General features: G+C 72.6%; 19 protein-coding genes and 1 riboswitch. Of the genes, 10 read left to right on the plus strand and 9 right to left on the minus strand.

All coding sequences use genetic code 11. The features are described from left to right. Positions 1 to 137 precede the first annotated feature (137 nt). The 7 genes from ACZ56U_RS34650 (at position 138) to ACZ56U_RS34680 (ending at position 9612) form a co-directional block, all read left to right on the plus strand. Positions 138 to 884 (plus strand): lysophospholipid acyltransferase family protein, encoded by a 747-nt coding sequence (locus ACZ56U_RS34650; RefSeq protein ID WP_469088018.1) that lies wholly within the window; start codon positions 138 to 140, stop codon positions 882 to 884. Between the two features lie 32 nt (positions 885 to 916). Beyond that, positions 917 to 2131, plus strand: coding sequence for a MacS family sensor histidine kinase (macS, locus tag ACZ56U_RS34655; protein WP_469087892.1), 1215 nt, complete (start codon positions 917 to 919; stop codon positions 2129 to 2131). After that, positions 2128 to 2802 (plus strand): response regulator, encoded by a 675-nt coding sequence (locus ACZ56U_RS34660; protein ID WP_391229911.1) that lies wholly within the window; start codon positions 2128 to 2130, stop codon positions 2800 to 2802. Before macS ends, ACZ56U_RS34660 begins: the two co-directional genes overlap by 4 nt. 246 nt (positions 2803 to 3048) lie before the next feature. Continuing rightward, entirely contained in the window at positions 3049 to 4077 is a 1029-nt protein-coding gene (locus tag ACZ56U_RS34665) for a 6-phosphofructokinase (RefSeq protein ID WP_391229913.1), read from the plus strand. Positions 4078 to 4212: 135 nt separating this feature from the next. Continuing rightward, positions 4213 to 7914, plus strand: a complete 3702-nt coding sequence (locus tag ACZ56U_RS34670; RefSeq protein ID WP_469087893.1) for a CHAT domain-containing protein — start codon at positions 4213 to 4215, stop codon at positions 7912 to 7914. A gap of 38 nt (positions 7915 to 7952) precedes the next feature. Continuing rightward, positions 7953 to 8342, plus strand: coding sequence for a hypothetical protein (locus ACZ56U_RS34675; RefSeq protein ID WP_469087894.1), 390 nt, complete (start codon positions 7953 to 7955; stop codon positions 8340 to 8342). A 10-nt stretch (positions 8343 to 8352) separates the two neighbouring features. Further along, complete coding sequence (locus ACZ56U_RS34680; protein ID WP_469087895.1) at positions 8353 to 9612, plus strand: hypothetical protein; 1260 nt, start codon at positions 8353 to 8355, stop codon at positions 9610 to 9612. Between the two features lie 31 nt (positions 9613 to 9643). Here ACZ56U_RS34680 and ACZ56U_RS34685 read toward each other — a convergent pair whose 3' ends face one another. Beyond that, positions 9644 to 11524 carry an anthranilate synthase family protein gene (locus tag ACZ56U_RS34685; RefSeq protein WP_469087896.1) on the minus strand — a complete coding sequence of 627 codons (1881 nt, stop codon included), beginning with the start codon at positions 11522 to 11524 and terminating at the stop codon, positions 9644 to 9646. A gap of 107 nt (positions 11525 to 11631) precedes the next feature. Continuing rightward, complete coding sequence (locus tag ACZ56U_RS34690) at positions 11632 to 11700, minus strand: trp operon leader peptide (RefSeq protein WP_391230582.1); 69 nt, start codon at positions 11698 to 11700, stop codon at positions 11632 to 11634. 96 nt (positions 11701 to 11796) lie between these two features. Between ACZ56U_RS34690 and ACZ56U_RS34695 the strand changes: the two genes are divergently transcribed. Both ACZ56U_RS34695 and ACZ56U_RS34700 read left to right on the plus strand, forming a co-directional pair. Further along, positions 11797 to 13146, plus strand: coding sequence for a class II 3-deoxy-7-phosphoheptulonate synthase (locus tag ACZ56U_RS34695; protein ID WP_469087897.1), 1350 nt, complete (start codon positions 11797 to 11799; stop codon positions 13144 to 13146). A gap of 164 nt (positions 13147 to 13310) precedes the next feature. Continuing rightward, positions 13311 to 13544, plus strand: coding sequence for a (2Fe-2S)-binding protein (locus tag ACZ56U_RS34700; protein ID WP_469087898.1), 234 nt, complete (start codon positions 13311 to 13313; stop codon positions 13542 to 13544). A gap of 46 nt (positions 13545 to 13590) precedes the next feature. Here the strand turns inward: ACZ56U_RS34700 and bfr are convergent, their stop codons facing one another. Further along, a complete protein-coding gene (bfr, locus tag ACZ56U_RS34705; RefSeq protein ID WP_059197560.1) occupies positions 13591 to 14070 on the minus strand; it encodes a bacterioferritin in 480 nt (159 codons plus the stop codon). Positions 14071 to 14246: 176 nt separating this feature from the next. Between bfr and ACZ56U_RS34710 the strand changes: the two genes are divergently transcribed. After that, entirely contained in the window at positions 14247 to 14879 is a 633-nt protein-coding gene (locus ACZ56U_RS34710) for a sulfite oxidase-like oxidoreductase (protein WP_469087899.1), read from the plus strand. Positions 14880 to 14895: 16 nt separating this feature from the next. On the opposite strand, the gene ACZ56U_RS34715 is transcribed toward ACZ56U_RS34710, so the two are convergent. From ACZ56U_RS34715 to thiO, 6 genes are all read right to left on the minus strand, one after another. Continuing rightward, positions 14896 to 15417: a DUF4396 domain-containing protein gene (locus ACZ56U_RS34715; protein ID WP_469087900.1), complete on the minus strand. Its 522-nt coding sequence runs from the start codon at positions 15415 to 15417 to the stop codon at positions 14896 to 14898. Between the two features lie 75 nt (positions 15418 to 15492). Next, positions 15493 to 16353, minus strand: a complete 861-nt coding sequence (locus ACZ56U_RS34720) for a deoxyribonuclease IV (protein WP_469087901.1) — start codon at positions 16351 to 16353, stop codon at positions 15493 to 15495. Positions 16354 to 16494: 141 nt separating this feature from the next. Further along, positions 16495 to 18420 carry a Stk1 family PASTA domain-containing Ser/Thr kinase gene (gene pknB, locus ACZ56U_RS34725; RefSeq protein WP_469087902.1) on the minus strand — a complete coding sequence of 642 codons (1926 nt, stop codon included), beginning with the start codon at positions 18418 to 18420 and terminating at the stop codon, positions 16495 to 16497. 118 nt (positions 18421 to 18538) lie between these two features. Continuing rightward, positions 18539 to 19333, minus strand: coding sequence for a thiazole synthase (locus ACZ56U_RS34730; protein ID WP_469087903.1), 795 nt, complete (start codon positions 19331 to 19333; stop codon positions 18539 to 18541). Positions 19334 to 19336: 3 nt separating this feature from the next. Next, positions 19337 to 19537 (minus strand): sulfur carrier protein ThiS, encoded by a 201-nt coding sequence (gene thiS / locus ACZ56U_RS34735; protein ID WP_469087904.1) that lies wholly within the window; start codon positions 19535 to 19537, stop codon positions 19337 to 19339. Then, positions 19534 to 20691: a glycine oxidase ThiO gene (gene thiO, locus ACZ56U_RS34740; RefSeq protein WP_469087905.1), complete on the minus strand. Its 1158-nt coding sequence runs from the start codon at positions 20689 to 20691 to the stop codon at positions 19534 to 19536. The genes thiS and thiO overlap by 4 nt, the downstream gene beginning before the upstream one ends. Beyond that, positions 20689 to 20801: riboswitch (TPP riboswitch) on the minus strand. It overlaps the preceding gene by 3 nt. Positions 20802 to 20843: the final 42 nt, after the last annotated feature.

Below are 20843 nucleotides of genomic sequence, written 5' to 3' on the forward strand. Positions count from 1 at the left end.
GGGTGTGAACGTGTCCAGGTGGGGTTCACCGTACGCGACCGCACTGACACCGACCAGGGCCGTCGGGGCCTTTGACAGTGCTCCGGGTTAAGGTCTCATCGACACACACAGGAGGCACGGGGTTGTTGTACGGAACCATGAAGGTCGCCATCGGCGGGCCGCTGAAGGTCGCCTTCAGGCCCTGGGTGGAAGGCCTGGAGAACATCCCGGCCGAGGGCCCCGCGATCCTGGCGAGCAACCACCTGTCCTTCTCGGACTCCTTCTTCCTGCCCGCGGTGCTCGACCGGAAGGTCACCTTCATCGCCAAGGCGGAGTACTTCACCACCCCCGGCGTCAAGGGCCGTCTGACGGCCGCCTTCTTCAAGGGCGTCGGCCAGCTCCCCGTGGACCGCTCCGGGGGGCGCGGCGCGGGCGAGGCGGCGATCAGGAGCGGGGTGGAGGTACTGGAGCGCGGTGAGCTGTTCGGGATCTACCCGGAGGGCACCCGCTCACCCGACGGCCGCCTCTACCGGGGCAAGCCGGGCGGCCTCGCGCGCGTGGCGCTCGCCACCGGCGCGCCCGTCATCCCGGTCGCCATGATCGACACCGAGAAGATCCAGCCGCCCGGCCAGGTCATGCCCAAGCTGATGCGGCCGGGCATCCGGATCGGCGCCCCGCTGGACTTCAGCCGGTACCAGGGCATGGAGCAGGACCGTTTCGTGCTGCGCGCGGTGACCGACGAGGTCATGTACGAGATCATGAAGCTCTCCGGCCAGGAGTACGTCGACATGTACGCGACCGCCGCCAAGCGGCAGATCGCGGAGGCGGCGAAGGCCGAGAAGGAAGCGGAGAAGGCGGCGAAGGCCGCCCTCGCCAAGGCGGAGAAGGAACGCTCCGAGTCCTAGACGGGGCTACGGGGGCGGGGTGGGGTTCATTCATGGCCAGGCGTGAGCGTGTGATGAGGATGTCGGTGGAGCTGCCGCTGTGGCGCGCGCTCACCGGCTACCGGGTGCTGACCATGCTGTACGCGGTCGGCCTGTTCGTGACCAACCACGAGAACTACGACCGTCCCGGCATCGCCCTCGCCTACTACGCCGTCCTGTGCGTCTGGACGCTGGCCACCCTGCCCCGGGTCCAGAACGAGGCCGCCTGCACCCGGCGCTTCCTCGCCGTCGACCTCGGTATCGCGCTCGTCGGCATCCTGCTCACCCCGCTGGCCGTCAGCGAGCACCACATCGACACCAGCGGTCCCACCCTGCCGTCGATATGGACCGCCGGCTCGGTCCTCGCGTTCGCCATCAAGGGCGGCTGGCGCTGGGCCGCGCTCGCCTCCACGCCGGTCGCCGTCGCCAACCTGATCGAGCGCGGTCAGCCGGCCCGGGACACCGTCCACAACGTGATCCTGGTCTGGGTCGCCTCCATCGCCATCGGCTACGTCGTCGAGGTCGCCCGCGCCTCCGAGCGCACCCTCGCCCGGGCCCTGGAGATCGAGGCCGCGACCCGGGAGCGGGAGCGGCTCGCGCGGGACATCCACGACAGCGTGCTCCAGGTGCTCGCCATGGTGCAGCGGCGCGGTGCCGTCCTCGGCGGCGAGGCGGCCGAGCTGGGCCGGATGGCCGGCGAGCAGGAGGTCGCGCTGCGCACGCTGGTCTCCGGCGGCCTCACCCGTGTGTCCTGGGCGTCGGAGGACGGGGCGAAGGGGGCGGTCGTACGCGCCGTCGACGAGCCGGACACCGACGGCCCCGTCGATCTGCGCGCCCTGCTCGCCCCGTTCGCCGCCGCCAGGGTCAGCCTGGCCGACCCCGGCGCCCCGGTGGAGCTGGACGCGGCCGCCGCGAGGGAGCTGGCCGCCGCGGTGGGCGCGGCCCTGGACAACGTACGCAGGCACGCCGGGCAGGACGCGCGTGCCTGGATCCTGGTCGAGGACGAGCCCGACGAGGTCGTGGTGACCGTGCGGGACGACGGGCCCGGCATCCCCGAGGGGCGGCTCGCGCAGGCCGAGGGGGAGGGGCGGATGGGGGTCGCCCTGTCGATCCGGGGGCGGTTGCGTGAACTCGGCGGCAGCGCCGATCTGATCTCGGTGCCCGGACAGGGCACGGAGGTCGAGCTGAAGGTACCGAAGGTCTCCCGGGGGAAGGCAGGACAGCGATGAGCGACAAGGGCCCGATCAAGGTGATGGTGGTCGACGACCACCCCATGTGGCGCGACGCGGTCGCCCGCGACCTGGCCGAGGCCGGCTTCGACGTGGTGGCCACCGCGGGCGACGGCGACCAGGCCGTACGCCGGGCCAGGGCCGCCGGGCCCGATGTGCTCGTGCTCGACCTGAACCTGCCGCTCAAGCCCGGCGTCCAGGTCTGCAAGGAGCTCGTCGGCCACAACCCTGCGCTGCGGGTCCTGGTGCTGTCGGCGAGCGGGGAGCACGCGGACGTGCTGGAGGCCGTGAAGTCGGGCGCGACCGGCTATCTGCTGAAGTCGGCGTCCACCGAGGAACTGCTGGACGCGGTGCGCCGCACGGCCGTCGGCGACCCCGTCTTCACGCCCGGCCTCGCCGGTCTCGTGCTCGGCGAGTACCGCCGGCTCGCCTCCGAGCCCGCGCCCGCCGCGGACCCCGACCAGCCCAGGGCACCGCAGCTCACCGACCGGGAGACCGAGGTGTTGCGGCTGGTCGCCAAGGGCCTGAGCTACAAGCAGATCGCCGAGCGCCTGGTCATCTCGCACCGCACGGTCCAGAACCACGTCCAGAACACCCTCGGCAAGCTCCAGCTGCACAACCGGGTGGAACTCGTCCGGTACGCCATAGAGCGCGGGCTGGACGACGAGTAGGCGGGCGGGACGACGAGTCGGGCGCGCGATGACGAGTAGGGCGCGGGACGACGTGCAGTGCGCGTGACGACGACAGGCGCGTGACGAGGACAGGCGCGCGTGACGACGACAGGCGCGCGTGCGTTTGACGACGCGTAAACGAACCATCCGCTGATTCACCGGAATTGCCCTTCCCGCCCATCCCTGTGTGACCTGGATCACCATTAGCGTGACCCTCACAGGCAACCGCGGCGAAGGGACTTTTCCATGCGCGTCGGAGTACTGACCGGAGGCGGCGACTGCCCCGGGCTCAACGCCGTCATCCGGGGCGTCGTCCGCAAGGGCGTGCAGGAGTACGGCTACGACTTCGTCGGCTTCCGGGACGGCTGGCGAGGACCACTGGAGAACGACACCGTCCGCCTCGACATCCCCGCCGTGCGCGGCATCCTGCCCCGCGGCGGCACCATCCTCGGCTCCTCGCGCACCAACCCCCTGAAGATCGAGGGTGGCATCCGCCGGATCAAGGAGAACCTCGCCAAGCAGGAGGTCGAGGCGCTCATCGCCATCGGCGGCGAGGACACCCTGGGTGTGGCGGCACAGCTCACCGACGAGTACGGCGTCCCCGTCGTCGGCGTACCGAAGACCATCGACAACGACCTGTCCGCCACCGACTACACCTTCGGCTTCGACACCGCCGTCGGCATCGCGACGGAGGCCATCGACCGGCTGCACACCACCGCCGAGTCCCATATGCGCGTCCTGGTCTGCGAGGTGATGGGCCGCCACGCCGGCTGGATCGCCCTGCACTCGGGACTCGCGGGCGGCGCCAACGTCATCCTCATCCCCGAGCAGCGCTTCGACGTCGACCAGGTGTGCGCCTGGATCACCTCCCGCTTCAAGGCCTCCTACGCCCCGATCGTGGTCGTCGCCGAGGGGGCCATGCCCAAGGACGGCGACGTGGTCCTCAAGGACGCGTCGCTCGACTCCTTCGGGCACGTCCGGCTCTCCGGCGTCGGCGAGTGGCTGGGCAGGGAGATCGAGAGGCGCACGGGCAAGGAGGCCCGCACGACCGTCCTCGGGCACATCCAGCGCGGGGGCACCCCCAGCGCCTTCGACCGGTGGCTCGCCACCCGGTTCGGCCTGCACGCCATCGAGGCGGTACGGGACGGCGACTTCGGCAAGATGGTCGCGCTGCGCGGCACGGACATCGTGCGGGTGCCGATCGCGGAGGCCACGGCGAAGCTGAAGACGGTCGACCCCAAGCTGTACGAGGAGGTCGGGGTGTTCTTCGGCTGAGGCTGAAGCCGAGCACGGGAGCGAGACAACTTCCCTCTGCGTGAGGTGAGTTGTGCGACAGCCGGGCGCCGCCGCGGTTACCGTGGCGGCGTTCGGTGTATGGGGCACCGGAGGGCGTGGCACGGGGGAGGCGGCGTGGTCGGGTGGTTCAGCGGGCGCGAGCTGCGGGCGCTGCTGGAGCGGCACCAGGAGGAACTCGCCGCGGTCTGGCCCGCCGTACGGGACGGCGGGGTGCCCCCCACGCCCTCGCCGCAGCGGTCGGCCGGGCTCGTCGAACTGTTCCGGGTGGCCGGGCGATCGGCCGAGGACCGAGGTGCGCGGGGCAACCAACCGCCCGAGACCGCGCCGGTCCTGCTGGCGCTCGCCCTGCGGCACCGCGTGCACCCCGCGGCCACGCCCGCCGCACTGCGCCCCCTGGTCGACCCGGCGGCACACCTCGACGCGGAGACGCTGAACACGGCCGCGAACATGACCGTCGCCTTCTTCGACCACGCCAGGGACGAGGGCACGCCGGAGCACCTCCGCCGCTGGTGCCTTGACGCCGCCCTGCTCTGCGGCACCCGCTGTCTGCGCGGTTCCACGTCCGCCGACCCCCGCCGAGCCACGCTGCACCAACTCCTCTCGCACATCGCCAAGTCGCGCCACCGCGACACCGGCGACCCGGCCGACGAGGAGACGGCGATCGCGCACACCCGCGCGGCGTACGAGCACCGACCGGCCGGGACACCGGGCGCCGACACGGCCGTCCGGCTCGCCGAGCTGCTGGCGAACCGCTGCGCCAGGCTGCGGGACGCCTCGCCCATGCGCGACGTGCCCGCCCTCGTCCGGACCGCCCTCGCCGCCATGGACCCCCGCGGCGTCGAGTGGCTGGCCTACGCGGTGACGGCCTGCGGCGCCTTCGTCACCGCGACCGCCCATGAGCCGAAGGACGTCCACCTGCTCGACGAGGCACTGCGGTTGCAGCGCGCGCTCCGCCGGCATCCGCACTACGGCCGGGTCAGGGACCGCATGGAACCGGTCGCCGCGGGCCTGCTGGCCCAGCGCTTCGCCCGGCGCCGGGACCCGGAGACCCTCGCGGAGGCGATCGAGGCCTTCGAGGAGCTGTACGCCGCCCGGCCGTCGAGGTACGCGGCCGATCTGGGCCGGCACCTCCAGTACCGCTACCAGCTGCGCGGCGACCGGGTGGACCGGCGGCGCGCGCTGGACCTCATGGGCGAGGGCCTCACGGGACCGGACACCTCGCGCGCGGCGGTGTCCTCGTACGGCATCGCCGCCGTGCACGCGTATCGCGAGACCGGCGACCCCGAGGTGATCACCCGCGCCCTGGCCGTCGTGACCCCGCTGACCGCGCCGGGCGGGGCGCACGCGGGCGACGCCCCGGCCCTGCGCGCGCTCTGCCTTCTGCACCTCGCCCGCACGGAGAGCGAGTCCGCGCCCGACCACGGCCCCGCCGAGGAGGCCGCCCGCCGCAGCCTCGCCCACGCCCGCTCCGACGTCGAACGGGCCCTCGCGCTGTCCGTCCTCGCCACCGTGCTCGTGCACCACTACCGGTTCGACCACGACCTCTCCCTGCTCGACGAGGCGACGGCCCGCTGTCGCGAGGGCCTCGCCGGGGCGGCCGAGGACGAGGACATCGAGGTGGTCAACTCGTTGCGGGGCGCCCTGATCATGGCCCTCGCCGAACGCCACACCCGGACCGGCCACCTCGCCTCGCTGCGGGAGGCGGTCACCGTGGGCGAGGAACTGGCCTCCCACATACCGGCGTTCGAGGCCGAGACGCCGGTGCTCCTCGGCAACGTCACCACCCTGCTGGCCGACCACGCCCGCCGGACCCGGGACGGCGCCCAACTCGACCGCGCGCGCCAGCTCGTCGAACGCGCCCTGGCCACCACCCGGCCCGGCCACCACATGCGGCACAGCCTGGTCACCGCGCTCGGCGGCGTCCTGCTCGCCCGCTTCCGGCTGCCCGGAGCGGGAACCGAGGACGCCGAGGCCGCCGTACGCCACTTCGAGACGGCCCTGCTGGACCCGCCCGCCGACCCGCTGCGCCGCCTGAGCCTCTACCGCAACCTGTCCCACGCCCTGCGTGAGCGGTACCGGCACGGCGGCGACCGGGAGGATCTCGACATCGCGCTGGCGGCCGCCCGCAAGTGCGTGCGCCTGGCGCCGTCCGGGCATCCGCTGCGCGGCAGCGCACTGGGCGCCGTCTCCTGGGCCCTTGAGGACATCGCCCGCGCGGACGGCGGCTTCGACGGCATCCGGGACCAGGCGCTCGACGTCAACACCGAACTGGCCGCCGACCCGGCGCAGCCTCCCGCGCACCGCCTCGCCGCCTCGGTGCGGGTGGCCGGTGTGGCGCACGCCGTCGGCGACGGGGAACGGGCGCTGGCCGCGGTACGGGACGCGGTCGACGAGCTGCCGCTGGTGGTGTGGCGCGGTGTCGACCGCTCCGACCAGGAACAGGTGCTCAGCGACGAGGAGTTGGGGTCGTTCGCGGCGAAGGTCGCGCTCGCCGCCGGGAGGGCCGGGGACGCGCTGGAGCTGCTGGAGGCGAGCCGTGGCGTCCTCGCCGCCCAGGCCCTCGAACTGCGCACCGACGCCGAGGACCTGGCGGCGGCCGACCCCGAACTCGCCGCTCGCTTCACGCGGGTGCGTGGGGAGCTGGAACGGGCCGCCGACGACCTGTCCGCGTCCGGGGCCGACCGCCGCCACCGGCTGGCCCGCGAGTGGCAGGAGACCCTCGACACGATCCGCGCCCGCGACGACTTCCGGGACTTCCTGCGGCCGCCCCGGGCGGGGCGGTTGCTGTCCGCGGGTGACCAGGGGCCGGTCGTGGTGGTCACCGTCGACCGGGAAGGCCCCGGCCACGCCCTGCTGCTCGACGGCACCGGCGTACGGGTCCGCCCGCTGCCCGGCCTCACCCACGCCGAGGCCCGGGAACGCGGCGAACTGCTCGTCCAGGCGGTCGCCGCGGCGGGCCGCTCGGGCCTGGCCCGCGCCTTCGCCGAACAGTTCGTCGGGGACCTCCTGGACTGGCTGTGGACCACGATCGCCGAACCGGTCCTGACCGCCCTCGACATCACCGGCCCGCCCCTCCCCGGTGAGCGGCCGCCCCGGCTGTGGTGGTGCCCCTCGGGCCCGCTGACCTTCCTCCCGCTGCACGCCGCCGGCGCGGTGCCCGACCGGGTCGTCTCCTCCTACACACCGAGTCTCACGGCCCTGCTGCGGGCCAGGAGCCGCACGGCCCCCGCCGGTCGGGAGCCGCTGATCGTCGCCGTACCGGAGACCCCGGGGCAGGCTCCGCTGCCGGGCGCCCTGCGCGAGGCCGAGCTGGCCCACCGCGCGGTGGGCGGCACGCTGCTGTCGGGCGGCCCGGCCCACGCCGACGCCGTACGTTCCGCACTCGCCGGTCACGCGTGGGTGCACTTCGCGTGTCACGGCGTCCAGGACCCTCAACACCCCTCACAGGGACGGCTGCTGCTGTCCGAGGGCACGCTCTCGGTGCTGGACATGGCCCGACTCCACCTGCCCGACGCCGAGTTCGCGTATCTCTCGGCGTGCGAGACGGCGGTGGGCGGGGCACGGCTGCCGGACGAGGCGCTGCACCTGGCGGGCTCTCTCCAACTCGCCGGGTTCTCCCAGGTGATTGGGACGCTGTGGAGGGCGGACGACGAGGCCTCGGCGGAGATTGCGGAGGGCGTCTACGGCGAGTTGGCGGCGGCCGGACCCGGGGCGCCGCCCGCCGCGGTGGCCCTGTGGCACGCCGTACGACGACTGCGAGAACGGCACCCGGACCGGCCGTTGAGCTGGGCGGCCCATGTGCATTCGGGGGCGTGAGGGGGCGGGGGAGGAGCGTGGGGTCCTACGATCGGGGCATGACCTCTGCGGACGGCGACACCCCCTACGGCGAGCTGCATGCCGAATTCTGCCGGGAGTTGGCGTTCTTGCGGGCGTTCCAGCGCGGCGCCCGACGGGCCGCGCTGGAACAGGCCGTACGACGGTTGCGCGAGGGCGCGGACTTCGCCGAGGTGTTCCGCTCGCTCGACGTCACCGTCACCGCCTCGTTGTCCACCTCCCGTCACGTCACGCCGGTCGGCAGTCCGGGCGCGGCCCCGCCCCCGGTCGGCGGTCCGGGGGCACCCGTCCCCGGCCAGTACCTCTGCCCGGCCGGCGCCTGCGACCGCGTGGAGCAGCGGAGCGCGGGGGAGGGGCCACCGGAGTGCCTGCTCCACGAGCGGGTGTTGACCTTCGTGCCGGACGCGTGAGGTCCGGCCGGTGACGGGATTCCTCGCCGAGCTGGGCCGCAAGCTGGCCGAGCGCTGGTTCACCCTGCTCGTGCTGCCGGGCCTCGCCTATCTGCTGGTCGCGGCGGTCGCCGTACGGCTCGGACAGCGCGGCTGGCACGACTGGCACGCTCTGTGGGACGGGTTCACCGCGCTCACCGAGGGCGAGGCGGGCGGGCAGGACAGCCTCGTCGCCCGGGCCGTCCTGCTGGTCCTCACCGCGGTCCCGGTCTCCGCCGCCGTCGGCGCCCTGGCCCAGGCCCTCGCCGGTCCGGTCGAGCGCGCCCTGTGCGGTCCCTGGCCCCGCCCTCTTGGCAGCGTCTCGGCCCGCCTGACCACACGCCGACAGACCCTCTGGGCCACAGCCGACGCCGCCCACCGCAGACAGCGCGCCCTGGCCGAGGCCGCCCACCGCAGACAGGCCGTCCTGGCCCGAGCGGCCCGCCGCGCAGGCACGCGGACGGCACGGACGACCGACCCGGCCGGGGCGGGAACGCCGGGTCCGGTTGCCGGATCGGGAACCCCGGGTCCGGCTGTCGGGTCGGGAACCCCGGGTCCGGCTGTCGGGTCGGGAACGCCGGGTCCGGCCGCCGGGTTGGGAACGCCGGATCCAGCCGGCGGGTTGGGAACGCCGGATCCAGTCGGCGGGTCGGGAACCCCCGGTCCGGCCGCCGGGTCGGGAACCCCCGGCGTGACCCCGTCGTCCCCCGACCCCTCCGGCGTCCAGGCCGCCCGCCACCACGCCACCCGCGCCGCCCGGTACGCCGCCATCGCGGCCCACCACGAGCAGGGCGCCGCCGGCCACGCCGCCCGCCGCAACGCCGTCGCCCTGATCCGTCCCGAGCACCCCACCCGGCTCGGCGACCGCCTCCGCGCCCCCGCCGTGCGTCTGGGCCAGGAGTACGGCATCGACCTCGCCACCATCTGGCCCCGCCTCTGGCTCCTGCTGCCCACCCCCACCCGCGAGACCCTCACCGCGACCCGGTCCCGGCTGGATGCCGCGTTCGCGCTGGGCGGCTGGGCGCTGCTGTATCTGCCGCTCGCCCTGTACTGGTGGCCGGCCGTGCTGATCGCCCTCCTCACCGCCCTCGTCTCCCGGCGCCGTGCCGAGCTCGCCGCCGCGGCCTACGCCGAACTCGTCGAGGCCACCGTCGACCTGCACCTGGACCGCCTCCACACCCGCCTCGCCGAACCCCGGCCGTCCCCGCAGCAGGGGCGGGCGCTGACGGAGCGCCTCCGCAGGGGGCTGTGAATCACGCGCCCCACGTCGGGAACGTCGTGGACTACAGGGCCGGCCGCCGCTCGGGGGACGTGCTCGTCCCGCGCAGCTGACCCAGCAGCTCCCGCACGACCGCGGCCCCGTTCAGCGTGAGCACCGACTCCGGGTGGAACTGCACCCCCGCGAACCCGGGTCCGCGCACAGCGTGCACCTCACCCGACGCGCTCCGGCTCACCTCCACCCCGTGCGCGGCGAGCTCCGCCGCCGTCTCGTCGTCGCAGCGGGCCACGAAGCTGTTGTAGAAGCCGACGGTCTCCTCCCGCCCGAACAGGTCGACCGTCGTCTGCGCCCCCTGGTACGGCACGTCCTTGCGGACGATCTCCAGCCCCAGCTCCGTCGCGAGCAGTTCGTGGCCGAGGCAGACGCCGAGCACGCCGTGCGGGTGCGCACGGACGACGCGCGCGGCCAGGTCGCGCAGGAAGCTCATCTTCGGGTCGGTCAGGTCGCCGGGGTCGCCCGGGCCGGGCCCGAGCACCACCGGACCCGGGTGGGCGAGGACCGCCTCGCGCAGCCCGGGCTCGTCGTAGCGCCGGACGGTGACCTCCAGACCGCTGGAGCGCAGGACGTGCGCGAGCATCGCCGTGAAGGTGTCCTCCCCGTCGACGACCAGGGCGTGCCCGGTCAGCTCCGCCGACCGCTCCTGCATCCGCAGCCAGAAGGGGGCGAGGGAGGACCGGCGCCCGTCCAGCGCGGCACGCACGCGTGGGTCGTCGGCGAGATGCACGCGCGCGTGCTCGGTGCGCGGCGCCCGCTGAACGACCCCCAGCGCGGCCAGCACGCCCGCGGCCTTGGCGTGCGTCTCGGCGACCTCGCCCGCCGGGTCGGACCCGCGCACGAGCGTGGCGCCGACCGGCACCCGCAGCCGCCCGTCCGCGTCGATGTCCGCGGTACGGATGAGGATGGGGGAGTCCAGCGTCTGGGCTCCGCCGGAGTCCTTCCCGAGCAGCGCCAGCGCCCCGGCGTAGTACCCACGCCCGCCGACCTCGTGCCGCTCGATGACCCGGCAGGCGTTCTGCACCGGCGAGCCGGTGACCGTCGCCGCGAACATGGTCTGCTTCAGGACCTCCCGCACATCCAGCGAGGACTTCCCGCGCAGCTCGTACTCGGTGTGCGCGAGGTGGGCCATCTCCTTCAGGCGCGGCCCGACGACGACCCCGCCCATGTCGCCGACGGTGCACATCATCTTGAGCTCCTCGTCGACGACCATCGACAGCTCCTCGATCTCCTTGCCGTCGGCGAGGAAGCCGAGCAGGTGCTCGGCGGTGGGCCCGTCGGCCGGATAGCGGTACGTCCCACTGATCGGGTTCATCACGACCGTCCCGCCGGACATCCGCACGTGCACCTCGGGGCTGGCCCCGACCAGGGTCCGCTCGCCGGTGTGCACCACGAACGTCCAGTACGCGCCCCGCTCGCCCTCGAGGAGCCGCCGGAACAGGGCGAGGGCGTCGGCGCGGCCGAATCCCGGGATCTGTCCCTCGTACGTGCGCCGGATCACGAAGTTCGCGCCCTCGCCCTGCCCGATCTCCTCCCGCAGCACCCGTCCGACGATCCGGGCGTACTCCTCGTCGGCGACGTCGAAGCCGCCGCGCCCCACCCGCACGTCGTGCCCCGGGAGCTGGGCGAGGGCTTCGGCCAGCGGCAGGGTGTGCGTCTCCTCGGGGGTCAGCACCGTCAGCGGCGTCCCGTCGTCGCGGACGTCGAAGCCGCGCTCGCGGATCTGCCGGAACGGCACCAGGGCGAGGCCCTCGTCGGGCAGGTCGGCGAGCCGGTCGTACGTGGCGACCGGGCCGAGGAGCAGCTCCACGCTCTGCCCGTCATGGCCGGGTGTGCGGCGGCGCAGCAGGGCGAACGGGCGGGAATCGTCGATCAGGTCGGGCAGACGCATGGTCCGTGTCCTTCTCACTCACAGGAATCTTGTGGAGAGGAACGGACCCCGACAAACGCCGAAGGCCGCCCCTCGGGCGGCCTTCGCGAAGTCTTGCCTACGCGCAGTCAGTGGGCCGCCGGATGAGCGGTCCACCACCAGTTCTGGTTCGTCTTCTGGTTCGTCGGCGCGTACATGCGACGCACCCTATCCCATGTCCACACCGTGTACCCCGTGTCTCATTTGCTGGGCATGGGGCGGGACGCGCGACATCACCCCGTAATGTTGAGGCCGTGACCGTGAACGCTAAGACCAGCGCGAGCGCTGGCAACACCTGGCGAGACCTGCCCGCGGCGCAGCAGCCCGAGTACCCCGACACCGAGGCTCTGCGCGCAGTCGTTGCGGACCTCGAGTCGTATCCGCCGCTCGTCTTCGCGGGCGAGTGCGACCAGCTGCGCGCCCGGTTGGCGGCTGTCGCCAAGGGAGAGGCGTTCCTCCTCCAGGGTGGCGACTGCGCCGAGGCCTTCGACGCGGTGAGCGCCGACCACATCCGCAACAAGCTCAAGACCCTGCTCCAGATGGGCGCCGTGCTGACGTACGCCGCCTCGGTCCCGGTCGTGAAGGTCGGCCGTATCGCCGGCCAGTACTCCAAGCCGCGCTCCAAGCCGACCGAGACCCGCGACGGCGTGACCCTGCCGACCTACCGCGGCGACTCCGTCAACGGCTTCGACTTCACCGAAGAGGCCCGCATCCCGGACCCCGAGCGCCTGAAGCGGATGTACAACGCCTCCGCCTCCACGCTCAACCTGGTGCGCGCCTTCACCACCGGCGGCTACGCCGACCTGCGCCAGGTGCACGCCTGGAACCAGGACTTCGTGAAGTCCTCCCCGTCCGGCCAGCGCTACGAGCAGCTCGCCCGGGAGATCGACAACGCGCTGAACTTCATGCGGGCCTGCGGCACCGACCCGGAGGAGTTCAAGACGGTCGAGTTCTACGCCTCCCACGAGGCGCTGCTGCTCGACTACGAGTCGGCGCTGACCCGGGTCGACTCGCGTACGGGCCACCTGTACGACGTCTCGGGCCACATGGTCTGGATCGGTGAGCGCACCCGCCAGCTGGACGGCGCGCACATCGAGTTCGCCTCCCAGATCCGCAACCCGATCGGGATCAAGCTCGGCCCGACCACGACGGCCGAGGACGCGCTCCAGTACATCGAGCGCCTCGACCCGGACCGCGAGCCTGGCCGGCTCACCTTCATCGTGCGCATGGGCGCGGACAAGGTCCGCGACAAGCTGCCCGAGCTGGTCGAGAAGGTCACCGCCTCCGGCGCGACCGTGGCCTGGGTGACCGACCCGATGCACGGCAACACCTTCGAGGCGGCCTCGGGCCACAAGACCCGCCGCTTCGACGACGTGCTCGACGAGGTCAAGGGCTTCTTCGAGGTCCACAAGTCGCTGGGCACCCACCCGGGCGGCATCCACGTGGAGCTCACCGGTGACGACGTCACCGAGTGCGTGGGCGGCGGCGACGAGATCTTCGTCGACGATCTGCACCAGCGCTACGAGACCGCCTGCGACCCGCGCCTGAACCGCAGCCAGTCCCTGGACCTGGCGTTCCTCGTCGCGGAGCTGTACCGCGACTAGTAGCAGATCAGCAGGGCGTGCGCCTGTTACCGGAGCACGAGGTGGGGCGCGGATCACACACGATCCGCGCCCCACTCCACTTTTCTGGCTCCCGCACGACGGGTAAGGTTAGGTTAGCCTCACCGATCAACGGGGATGGCGAGACCGATCAATCCCGTCGGGAGGTGGCCCGCGTGTACGTCTGTAGTTGCTTCGGGGTCACCGAGCAGCAGGTGAGGAAGCACGCGGAGGACGGTGCCTGCACCCCCCGCCAGATCGCCTCGGCCTGCAAGGCGGGCACCGACTGCGGTTCCTGCGTACGCCGGATCCAGGCGATCCTGGGCAGGGGCGCGTGCCCCCGCCGTGAGCTGGTCGATCAGGGCCAGCCGGTCCTCGCCGAGCTCGACGAAGCCGCTTGATCCGCCCCGCTCGCCCTCCCGTTCGGCTGCCCGATCGCCTTCCGGCTCAGCTCTCCGGCTGCTCGATCAGCTGGGCGATGTAGAGCGCCTCGCCGAGCTTCTCCAGAAGCTCCAGCTGGGTGTCGAGGTAGTCGATGTGGTGCTCCTCGTCCTCGAGGATCGACTCGAAGATGTTCGCGGACGTGATGTCGCCCTTGGCGCGCATCACCTCGATACCGCGCTTGAGGCGGTCGATCGCCTCGACCTCGATCTGCCGGTCGGCCTCGAACATCTCCTTGACCGTCTGTCCGACCCGGACATGGAACAGCCGCTGGTAGTTCGGCAACCCGTCCAGGAACAGGATCCGGTCGGTGAGCACCTCGGCGTGCTTCATCTCGTCGAACGACTCGTGGCGCGTGTACTTCGCGAGCTTCGTCCAGCCGAAGTTCTCCTGCATCTTCGCGTGCAGGAAGTACTGGTTGATCGCGGTGAGCTCGCCGGTGAGCTGCTCGTTGAGGAATTCGATGACCTCGGGGTCGCCCTGCATCGCAGAGGCTCCTTCCAACCGGGGGGAACTGGCAGGTTGCGCCGCATCCTTGCACCGGTATCGAAGATCGTCCAGTAAGTCTTCACTTAGTAAGTAAGGGCATGCTTAGTCCGGTTTGCGGCGAATCGGCCCGGGGCTGGTCCCGCGCACCGCCCGGGGTCTGTCAGGATGGAGTCATGGGTCAGTCGGTGGAACGCGAGTCAGGAGAAGCGGCACACTCCGAGCTTCCGCCGGGGCAGCGCAAGCAGCGCGGCTGGCCGGTCACGCACTACGGACCCGTCCCCAAGTTCCGGCCCGAGCGCTGGGAGTTCCGCGTCTTCGGTGCCACGGCGGACGGCGGCAAGGAGTGCTGGACCCACGAGGAGTTCACGGCGCTGCCGCACACCACCGTCGTGGCCGACCTGCACTGCGTGACGAAGTTCAGCATGCTCGGCGCCGAGTGGGGCGGCGTCCCCGCCCGGTCCATCCTCGAGATCGCCCCGCCCGCCCCGGCCGTCACCCATGTGATGGTGTGGGCGGAGTACGGCTTCAGCTCCAACCTGCGCCTCGCGGACTTCGCCGCCGAGTCCACGATCTTCGCCACCCACAAGGACGGCGAGCTGCTCACCGCCGAGCACGGCTTCCCGCTGCGGCTGGTCGTCCCTCATCTGTACGCCTGGAAGGGGCCCAAATGGGTCCGCGGCGTCGAGTACATGACCGCCGATCGCCGCGGCTTCTGGGAGGAGCGCGGCTACCACAACATCGGCGACCCCTGGAAGGAACAGCGCTACTCCTACCAGGAGGAGCCCGGGGACGGCCCCGAGCTCTGACTCCACGTGCCGGGGCTCAGTGGTGGTACTGGTGCACCACCGCGTGCCCCTTGCCGCGGCCGATCATCCACTTGTTGACCGGCGTGGTCAGGACGAAGGCGATGGCCAGCGCGATCGCCAGGGCGCCCCAGAACAGCGGGTCGGCGAGCTCGGCGTCCATGGCGCCCGGCCACAGCACGATCACGCCGTTGTCGACCAGCTCCATCACCGCGATCGACAGGGTGTCCGCGGCCAGCGCCACCTTCAGTGCGGCGCGCAGGTCGACACCCGCTTTCATGACGCCGCGCAGGGTGAGCGCGTAGCCGAAGAAGAAGGCCAGGATGATCGCCAGGATCAGGGTCGGGGTGTTGCCCCAGCCGAGCGCGGTGCCGATGACCATGCCGAGCACCTCGCCGATGGCGCACCCGGTGAGGCAGTGCAGGGTGGCCCGCACCGCCATGGACCAGCTGCTGCCGGCCTGATGGCCCTCGTGTCCGTGGTTGCCGTGGTTCCCGTGGTTCCCGTGGTGAGCGTGCTCTGTGTGCGCGTTTTGCTGCATGACTGCCCCCAGCGTCAGGTAACGGTTCCTGCATTGAGCGGAACCGTATACCCCCCAGGGGTATTCCCCAAGGACTTACCCGTCGCGGAGTTTCTTCAGCCGCTCCACGTCCGCGGCGTGCCCCTCCTTGCCGCCGGGGGTCTCGATGATCAGCGGTACGCCCTCGGTGGCGGGGTGGGTCATCAGCGCCCGGAACGGGTCCTCGCCGATGTGGCCGGCGCCGATGTTGGCGTGCCGGTCCTTGTGGGCGCCCACCACGTCCTTGGAGTCATTGGCGTGGATCAGCTTCAGGCGGCCCTCGCCGACGGTGTCCACCAGCAGGTCGAGGGTCCGGTGCATGCCGGAGGGGCCGGTCAGGTCGTGGCCCGCCGCGAAGACGTGGCAGGTGTCGAGGCAGATCCCGAGCCTGGGGTGGGCGTCCAGGGCCTCGAAGTACGGCCCGAAGTCCCAGGTCCGCGAACAGAGCGAGGACCCCTGTCCGGCGGTCGACTCCAGCAGCAGGAACGGGTCGTCGTCGTGGGTGAGCTCGTCGAGCAGCGGCAGCATGTACTCGCGGACCTGCTTGAGCGCGACGGACCGGTCCCGACCGCCGGTCGCGCTGCCCGTGTGCACGACCACGCCGAGCGCCCCGATCTCCCGGCCGCGGCGCAGTGAGTGCCGCAGGCTCTCCACGGACCTCTCCACCGTCGCCTCGGTGTGCGAGCCGAAGTTGATCAGGTACGGGGCGTGCACGTACGCCGGGATCGACTCCGCCGCGCAGGCCGCGCGGAACTCCTCGTCCTGCCGCGGGTTGCCGGCGGGTGTGGCCCAGCCGCGCGGGTTGGCGACGAAGACCTGCACGGTCTCCGCCTGGAGATCACGGGCATAGGACAGACCGACGGAGTTCAGACCGCCGGCCACGGGGACGTGCCCGCCGACGGGGTTGCGCTGAGTCATCACCCGCTCAGGGTGTCATGCGAGCTCGGGGGCGCTGTCGGGGGTGCTGGTGGCAGAGGGGCGAGGGTGCCGATGTGAGCGGCCCCCGGTCCGCGCGGTCCCCCCGGGTCCCTCCGGCCCCCGGTCCCCGCGGCGGCCGTGTCAGCGGATCTCGATCGTGATCGTCGAGCCCTTGGGGGCCGTCTGGCCGCCCTCCACCGACTGGTTCTTGACCGTGTCGCCGAACAGGCCGAGGAGGCCGCGGTCCTCGTCGACCTCGAATCCGGCGCCCTCCAGCTCGGCCTTGGCGTCGTCGACGCTGTCGCCGACCACGTCCGGGACCTCGACCATCTCGGGGCCCTTGGAGATCGTCAGCGTCACTGTGTCACCCTCGGTGGCCTCGCTGCCGTCCTTCGGGGTCTGCGCGGCGACCAGGCCCTTGTCGTACTCCGAGGTGACCTGCCGGGAGGCGACCTTCACCTTCAGGCCCGCCTCCGCCAGGTCCGCCTTGGCGTCCTCCAGGCTCTCGCCGGTGACGTCGGGGACGTCCACCGGGCTGCCCTTGCTGACGACCAGCGCGACCGCCGTGCCCGCGCGGAGCGTGGTCCCCGCCGCCGGGTCAGTGCCGATGACGAAGCCCTTGATGACGTCCTCGCTGAACTCCCGGGTCACCATGCCCGGTTCGAGGCCGTCGTTCTCCAGCCGGGTCTTCGCCTTGTCGAGCCGGTAGCCCTTCAGGTCGGCCAGGTCGACGGTGTCGGGCCCCTTGGAGATGGTCAGCGTCACCGAGTCGTTGCTCCGTATGCGGGTGCCGACCGTCGGGTCCGAGCTGATGACCCGGCCGCGCTTGACGGTGTCGCTGTACTCCCGCTTCACCTTCCCGGCCTCGAGCCCGGCCTCCTCCAGCCGGTCCCGGGCCTGCGCCTCGGTCTTCTCCACCAGCGGCGGGACCTTGGTGAACTGGCCGGAGTTGATGTACCAGACGCCGGCGCCGACCCCGAGGATCAGCAACAGGGCGGCCACGATCGCGAGCGGACCGCGCGGGCGGCCCGAACGGCGCCGGGGCGGCGGGGGCGGGGGCGACTGGAGGCGGCTCGTGCGGTTGAGCGCGGGCTCCGCGTCCTCGTCGACCGGCAGGGGGCGCGGCACGGTCAGCGACCGCGGGATCACGCTGGTGCGGTTCTCGGCGTTGCTGTGCTGGGCGGTCAGCGCCTGCGGCGGCATCAGGTCCAGCTGGCCCTCGCTGAGCGCGGAGCGGGCCTCGATGGCGTGCGCGAGCAGGGCCACCGCGTCGTACGGGCGAAGGTCCGGGGTGCGGGCGGTCGCGGAGGCGACCAGCTCGTCCAGCGCGAACGGCAGGCCCGGCACGACGGCCGAGGGCGGCGGGACGTCCTCGTGGAGGTGCTTGTAGAGCACGATGGCGGGGGACTCCCCGTCGTGCGGCTTCTCGCCGGTCAGCATCTCGTACAGCACGACACCGCACGCGTAGACGTCCACGCGGGCGTCGGTGGCACCCGGCTGCTCGATCTGCTCGGGCGCGAGATAGGAGACGGTGCCGAGCACGGCACCGCTGGTGCTGGTGACGGTGTCGACGGACCGCACCAGCCCGAAGTCGGCGACCTTGACCCGGCCGTCGTCCCCTATCAGGACGTTCTCCGGCTTCATGTCCCGGTGCACGAAGCCCGCGCGGTGCGCGGCGCCGAGCGCGGCCAGCACCGGCTCCAGGATGTCGAGCGCGGCCCGCGGCTGCAGCGCCCCGCGATCGCGCAGCACGTCACGCAGGGTGCAGCCGGCCACGTACTCCATGGCCAGGTAGACGTACGACCCGTCGGTGCCCTGGTCGAAGACCTGCACCACGTTGGGGTGGGCGAGCCGGGCGACGGACTTGGCCTCGCGGATGAACCGGTCCACGAAGGTGCCGTCGGCCGCGAGGCCCGGGTGCATCACCTTCAGCGCGAGCACGCGGTCGAGGCGGGTGTCCACGGCCCGGTAGACCGTGGCCATCCCGCCGACCGCGATCCGCGCGTCCACGCGATAACGCCCGTCGAGCACCTGCCCGACCAAAGGGTCCTGAAGGGTCGTATCCACGCAGGTGAGTGTACGAGCCGCGACTGACAGGGCCGCCGGTTCGGGCGAGATCGGGGCGGGACTGAAGCCGTCCTGTGACGGACGCCGCAACGACTTCCGGCCCTTCTCGAACGTACGTTCAGAACGCGGGGCGTTCCGGATCGAGGCGCGCCAACCCCTCGGCGGGCGACGAGGCTTCGGCGAAGTGCCGCCGCGGGATGCGCCCCGCGCGGTGCGCCAGCCGACCCGCCTCCACCCCGTGCCGCATCGCGTGGGCCATCAGCTCCGGCTCCCGCGCCCGCGTCACCGCCGAGGCGAGCATCACACCCGCGCACCCCAGCTCCATCGCGAGCGCGACGTCCGACGCCGTCCCGGCGCCCGCGTCCAGGATCACCGGCACGCGCGCGTGCTCGACGATCAGCTGGAAGTTGTGCGGGTTGCGGATGCCGAGCCCGGAGCCGATCGGGGAGCCGAGCGGCATGATCGCCGCACAGCCCACGTCCTGAAGCTTCCGGGCCAGCACCGGGTCGTCGTTGGTGTACGGCAGCACCGTGAAACCGTCGTCGACCAGCGTCTCCGCCGCGTCCAGCAGCTCGATCGGGTCCGGCAGCAGGGTGCGCTCGTCGGCGATGACCTCCAGCTTGACCAGGTCGGTGCCGAGCGCCTCGCGCGCGAGACGGGCCGTCAGCACGGCCTCGCCCGCGGTGAAGCAGCCCGCGGTGTTGGGCAGCACCCCGATGCCGAGCCGGTTCAGCACCGACAGCACCGAGCCGTGCACGTTCGGGTCCACGCGGCGCATCGCGACCGTGGTCAGCTCGGTCCCGGAGGCGACCAGCGCCCGCTCCAGCACGTCCAGGCTCGGCGCCCCACCGGTGCCCATGATCAGACGGGACGAGTACGTCGTACCGCCCAGGAGGAAGGGATCGTCGGCCATGGGTCAGCCTCCCTGGACGGCGGTGAGGACCTCGACGCGGTCTCCCTCGGCGAGGGGCGTCGAGGACCACTGTCCGCGCGGGACGACGGTTTCGTTGAGGGCGGCCGCCACGCCGGAGGGCGCCGGGGTGAGGGCCCGTACGACGGTGTCGAGAGCCGTGCCGGGAGCGAACTCGCGCGGCTCGCCGTTGAGGGAGATGTTCATGCGGGCTGCTCCACGAGTTCCCTGAATCGCCTGGGGGTGAACGGGCGCACCTCGTCGGGGAGTTCGCCCGTGGTCAGGACGTCGGCCAGCGCGTCACCGGTGACGGGTGTGAGCAGCACGCCGTTGCGGTAGTGGCCGGTCGCCAGGAGCAGCCCGGGCAGCTCGGTCGGCCCGAGCAGCGGCGCGTTGTCCGGCGAGCCGGGACGCAGCCCCGCGCGGGTCTCCGTCAGCGGCAGCTCGGTGATGCCGGGGACCAGCTCATGGGCGTCGCGCAGCAGCTCGTACACCCCGCCCGCGGTCACCGTCGTGTCCCAGCCCAGCTCCTCGCTGGTCGCTCCGACCACCAGCTCGCCGTTCTCGCGCGGCACCAGGTAGACCTGGCTGCCGCGGACCACGGCCCGCACGGTCCGGTTCAGGAAGGGCGCGTACCTCGGCGGCACGGTCAGCCGCAGCACCTGTCCCTTCACCGGCCGCACCGGCGGCAGTACGGCGTCCGGGACCCCGGCCAGCCGCCCGCTGAGGCTGCCGGCCGCCAGTACGACCTGTCCCGCGTCCAGCCGTGTGCCGTCCGTCGTCGTGAGGCCGGCGGCCCGGTCCCGTACGACCTCCAGGCGCTCGGCCCAGGCGCGGTGGAAGACCACGCCCGCGCGCTCACAGGCGGCCAGCAGCGCCTTGACCAGCCGCCGCGGGTCGATCTGGTGGTCGCCGTCGACCCGCAGACCGCCGCGCACCCCCGGCGCGAGCATCGGCTCCAGACGCCGGCACTCGCGCCCGGACAGCCACTCCGACTCCAGGCCCGACTCCCGCTGGAGGGCGTGCAGTTCGCGCAGGTGGGCGCGGTCGTCGGCGTCCAGGGCGACGGCGAGCGTGCCGCAGCGGCGGTAGCCGAGGTCCTGGCCGGTCAGCTCGGTCAGCTCGGCCGCGAACCCCGGATAGCGGCGGGCCGAGGCGAGGTTCAGGCCCAGCAGGGTCTGCTCGCCGTAGTGCAGTTCCGTGACGGCGGCCAGCATCCCGGCGGCCACCTGGGCGGCCCCGCCGCCGGGTTCGGGGTCCACGACGGCCGTGGCGAGACCGCGCTGCGCGGCCCGCCAGGCCGTGACCAGGCCGATGATGCCGCCCCCGACGACGAGGACGTCTGACGTACGTGAGGACATGGGCGTCCAGCCCCTCCCTTCGCCGGCATGACCCGGATCAGGTTCGTACGGTCGGAGGCCGCCCAGCCTCCCTCTCAGCCCGGTGCGTCCGGGCTCCCGCGAGTGCTCTACGTTGGCCACCCTAGCCCGCCGAGCATCGCCTTTGTAAGGGA

Source organism: Streptomyces sp. NPDC034103 (genome assembly GCF_055575395.1).

Bases quoted from the DNA above. Each gene is read 5' to 3' on its own strand.
- ACZ56U_RS34720 (WP_469087901.1), bottom strand. From the start codon at position 16,353: ATGACTCAGCGCAACCCCGTCGGCGGGCACGTCCCCGTGGCCGGCGGT.
- ACZ56U_RS34710 (WP_469087899.1), top strand. From the start codon at position 14,247: ATGGGTCAGTCGGTGGAACGCGAGTCAGGAGAAGCGGCACACTCCGAG.
- ACZ56U_RS34730 (WP_469087903.1), bottom strand. From the start codon at position 19,333: ATGGCCGACGATCCCTTCCTCCTGGGCGGTACGACGTACTCGTCCCGT.
- ACZ56U_RS34675 (WP_469087894.1), top strand. From the start codon at position 7,953: ATGACCTCTGCGGACGGCGACACCCCCTACGGCGAGCTGCATGCCGAA.
- ACZ56U_RS34665 (WP_391229913.1), top strand. From the start codon at position 3,049: ATGCGCGTCGGAGTACTGACCGGAGGCGGCGACTGCCCCGGGCTCAAC.
- ACZ56U_RS34715 (WP_469087900.1), bottom strand. From the start codon at position 15,417: ATGCAGCAAAACGCGCACACAGAGCACGCTCACCACGGGAACCACGGG.
- thiO (WP_469087905.1), bottom strand. From the start codon at position 20,691: ATGTCCTCACGTACGTCAGACGTCCTCGTCGTCGGGGGCGGCATCATC.
- ACZ56U_RS34685 (WP_469087896.1), bottom strand. From the start codon at position 11,524: ATGCGTCTGCCCGACCTGATCGACGATTCCCGCCCGTTCGCCCTGCTG.
- macS (WP_469087892.1), top strand. From the start codon at position 917: ATGGCCAGGCGTGAGCGTGTGATGAGGATGTCGGTGGAGCTGCCGCTG.
- bfr (WP_059197560.1), bottom strand. From the start codon at position 14,070: ATGCAGGGCGACCCCGAGGTCATCGAATTCCTCAACGAGCAGCTCACC.
- thiS (WP_469087904.1), bottom strand. From the start codon at position 19,537: ATGAACATCTCCCTCAACGGCGAGCCGCGCGAGTTCGCTCCCGGCACG.
- ACZ56U_RS34660 (WP_391229911.1), top strand. From the start codon at position 2,128: ATGAGCGACAAGGGCCCGATCAAGGTGATGGTGGTCGACGACCACCCC.
- ACZ56U_RS34650 (WP_469088018.1), top strand. From the start codon at position 138: ATGAAGGTCGCCATCGGCGGGCCGCTGAAGGTCGCCTTCAGGCCCTGG.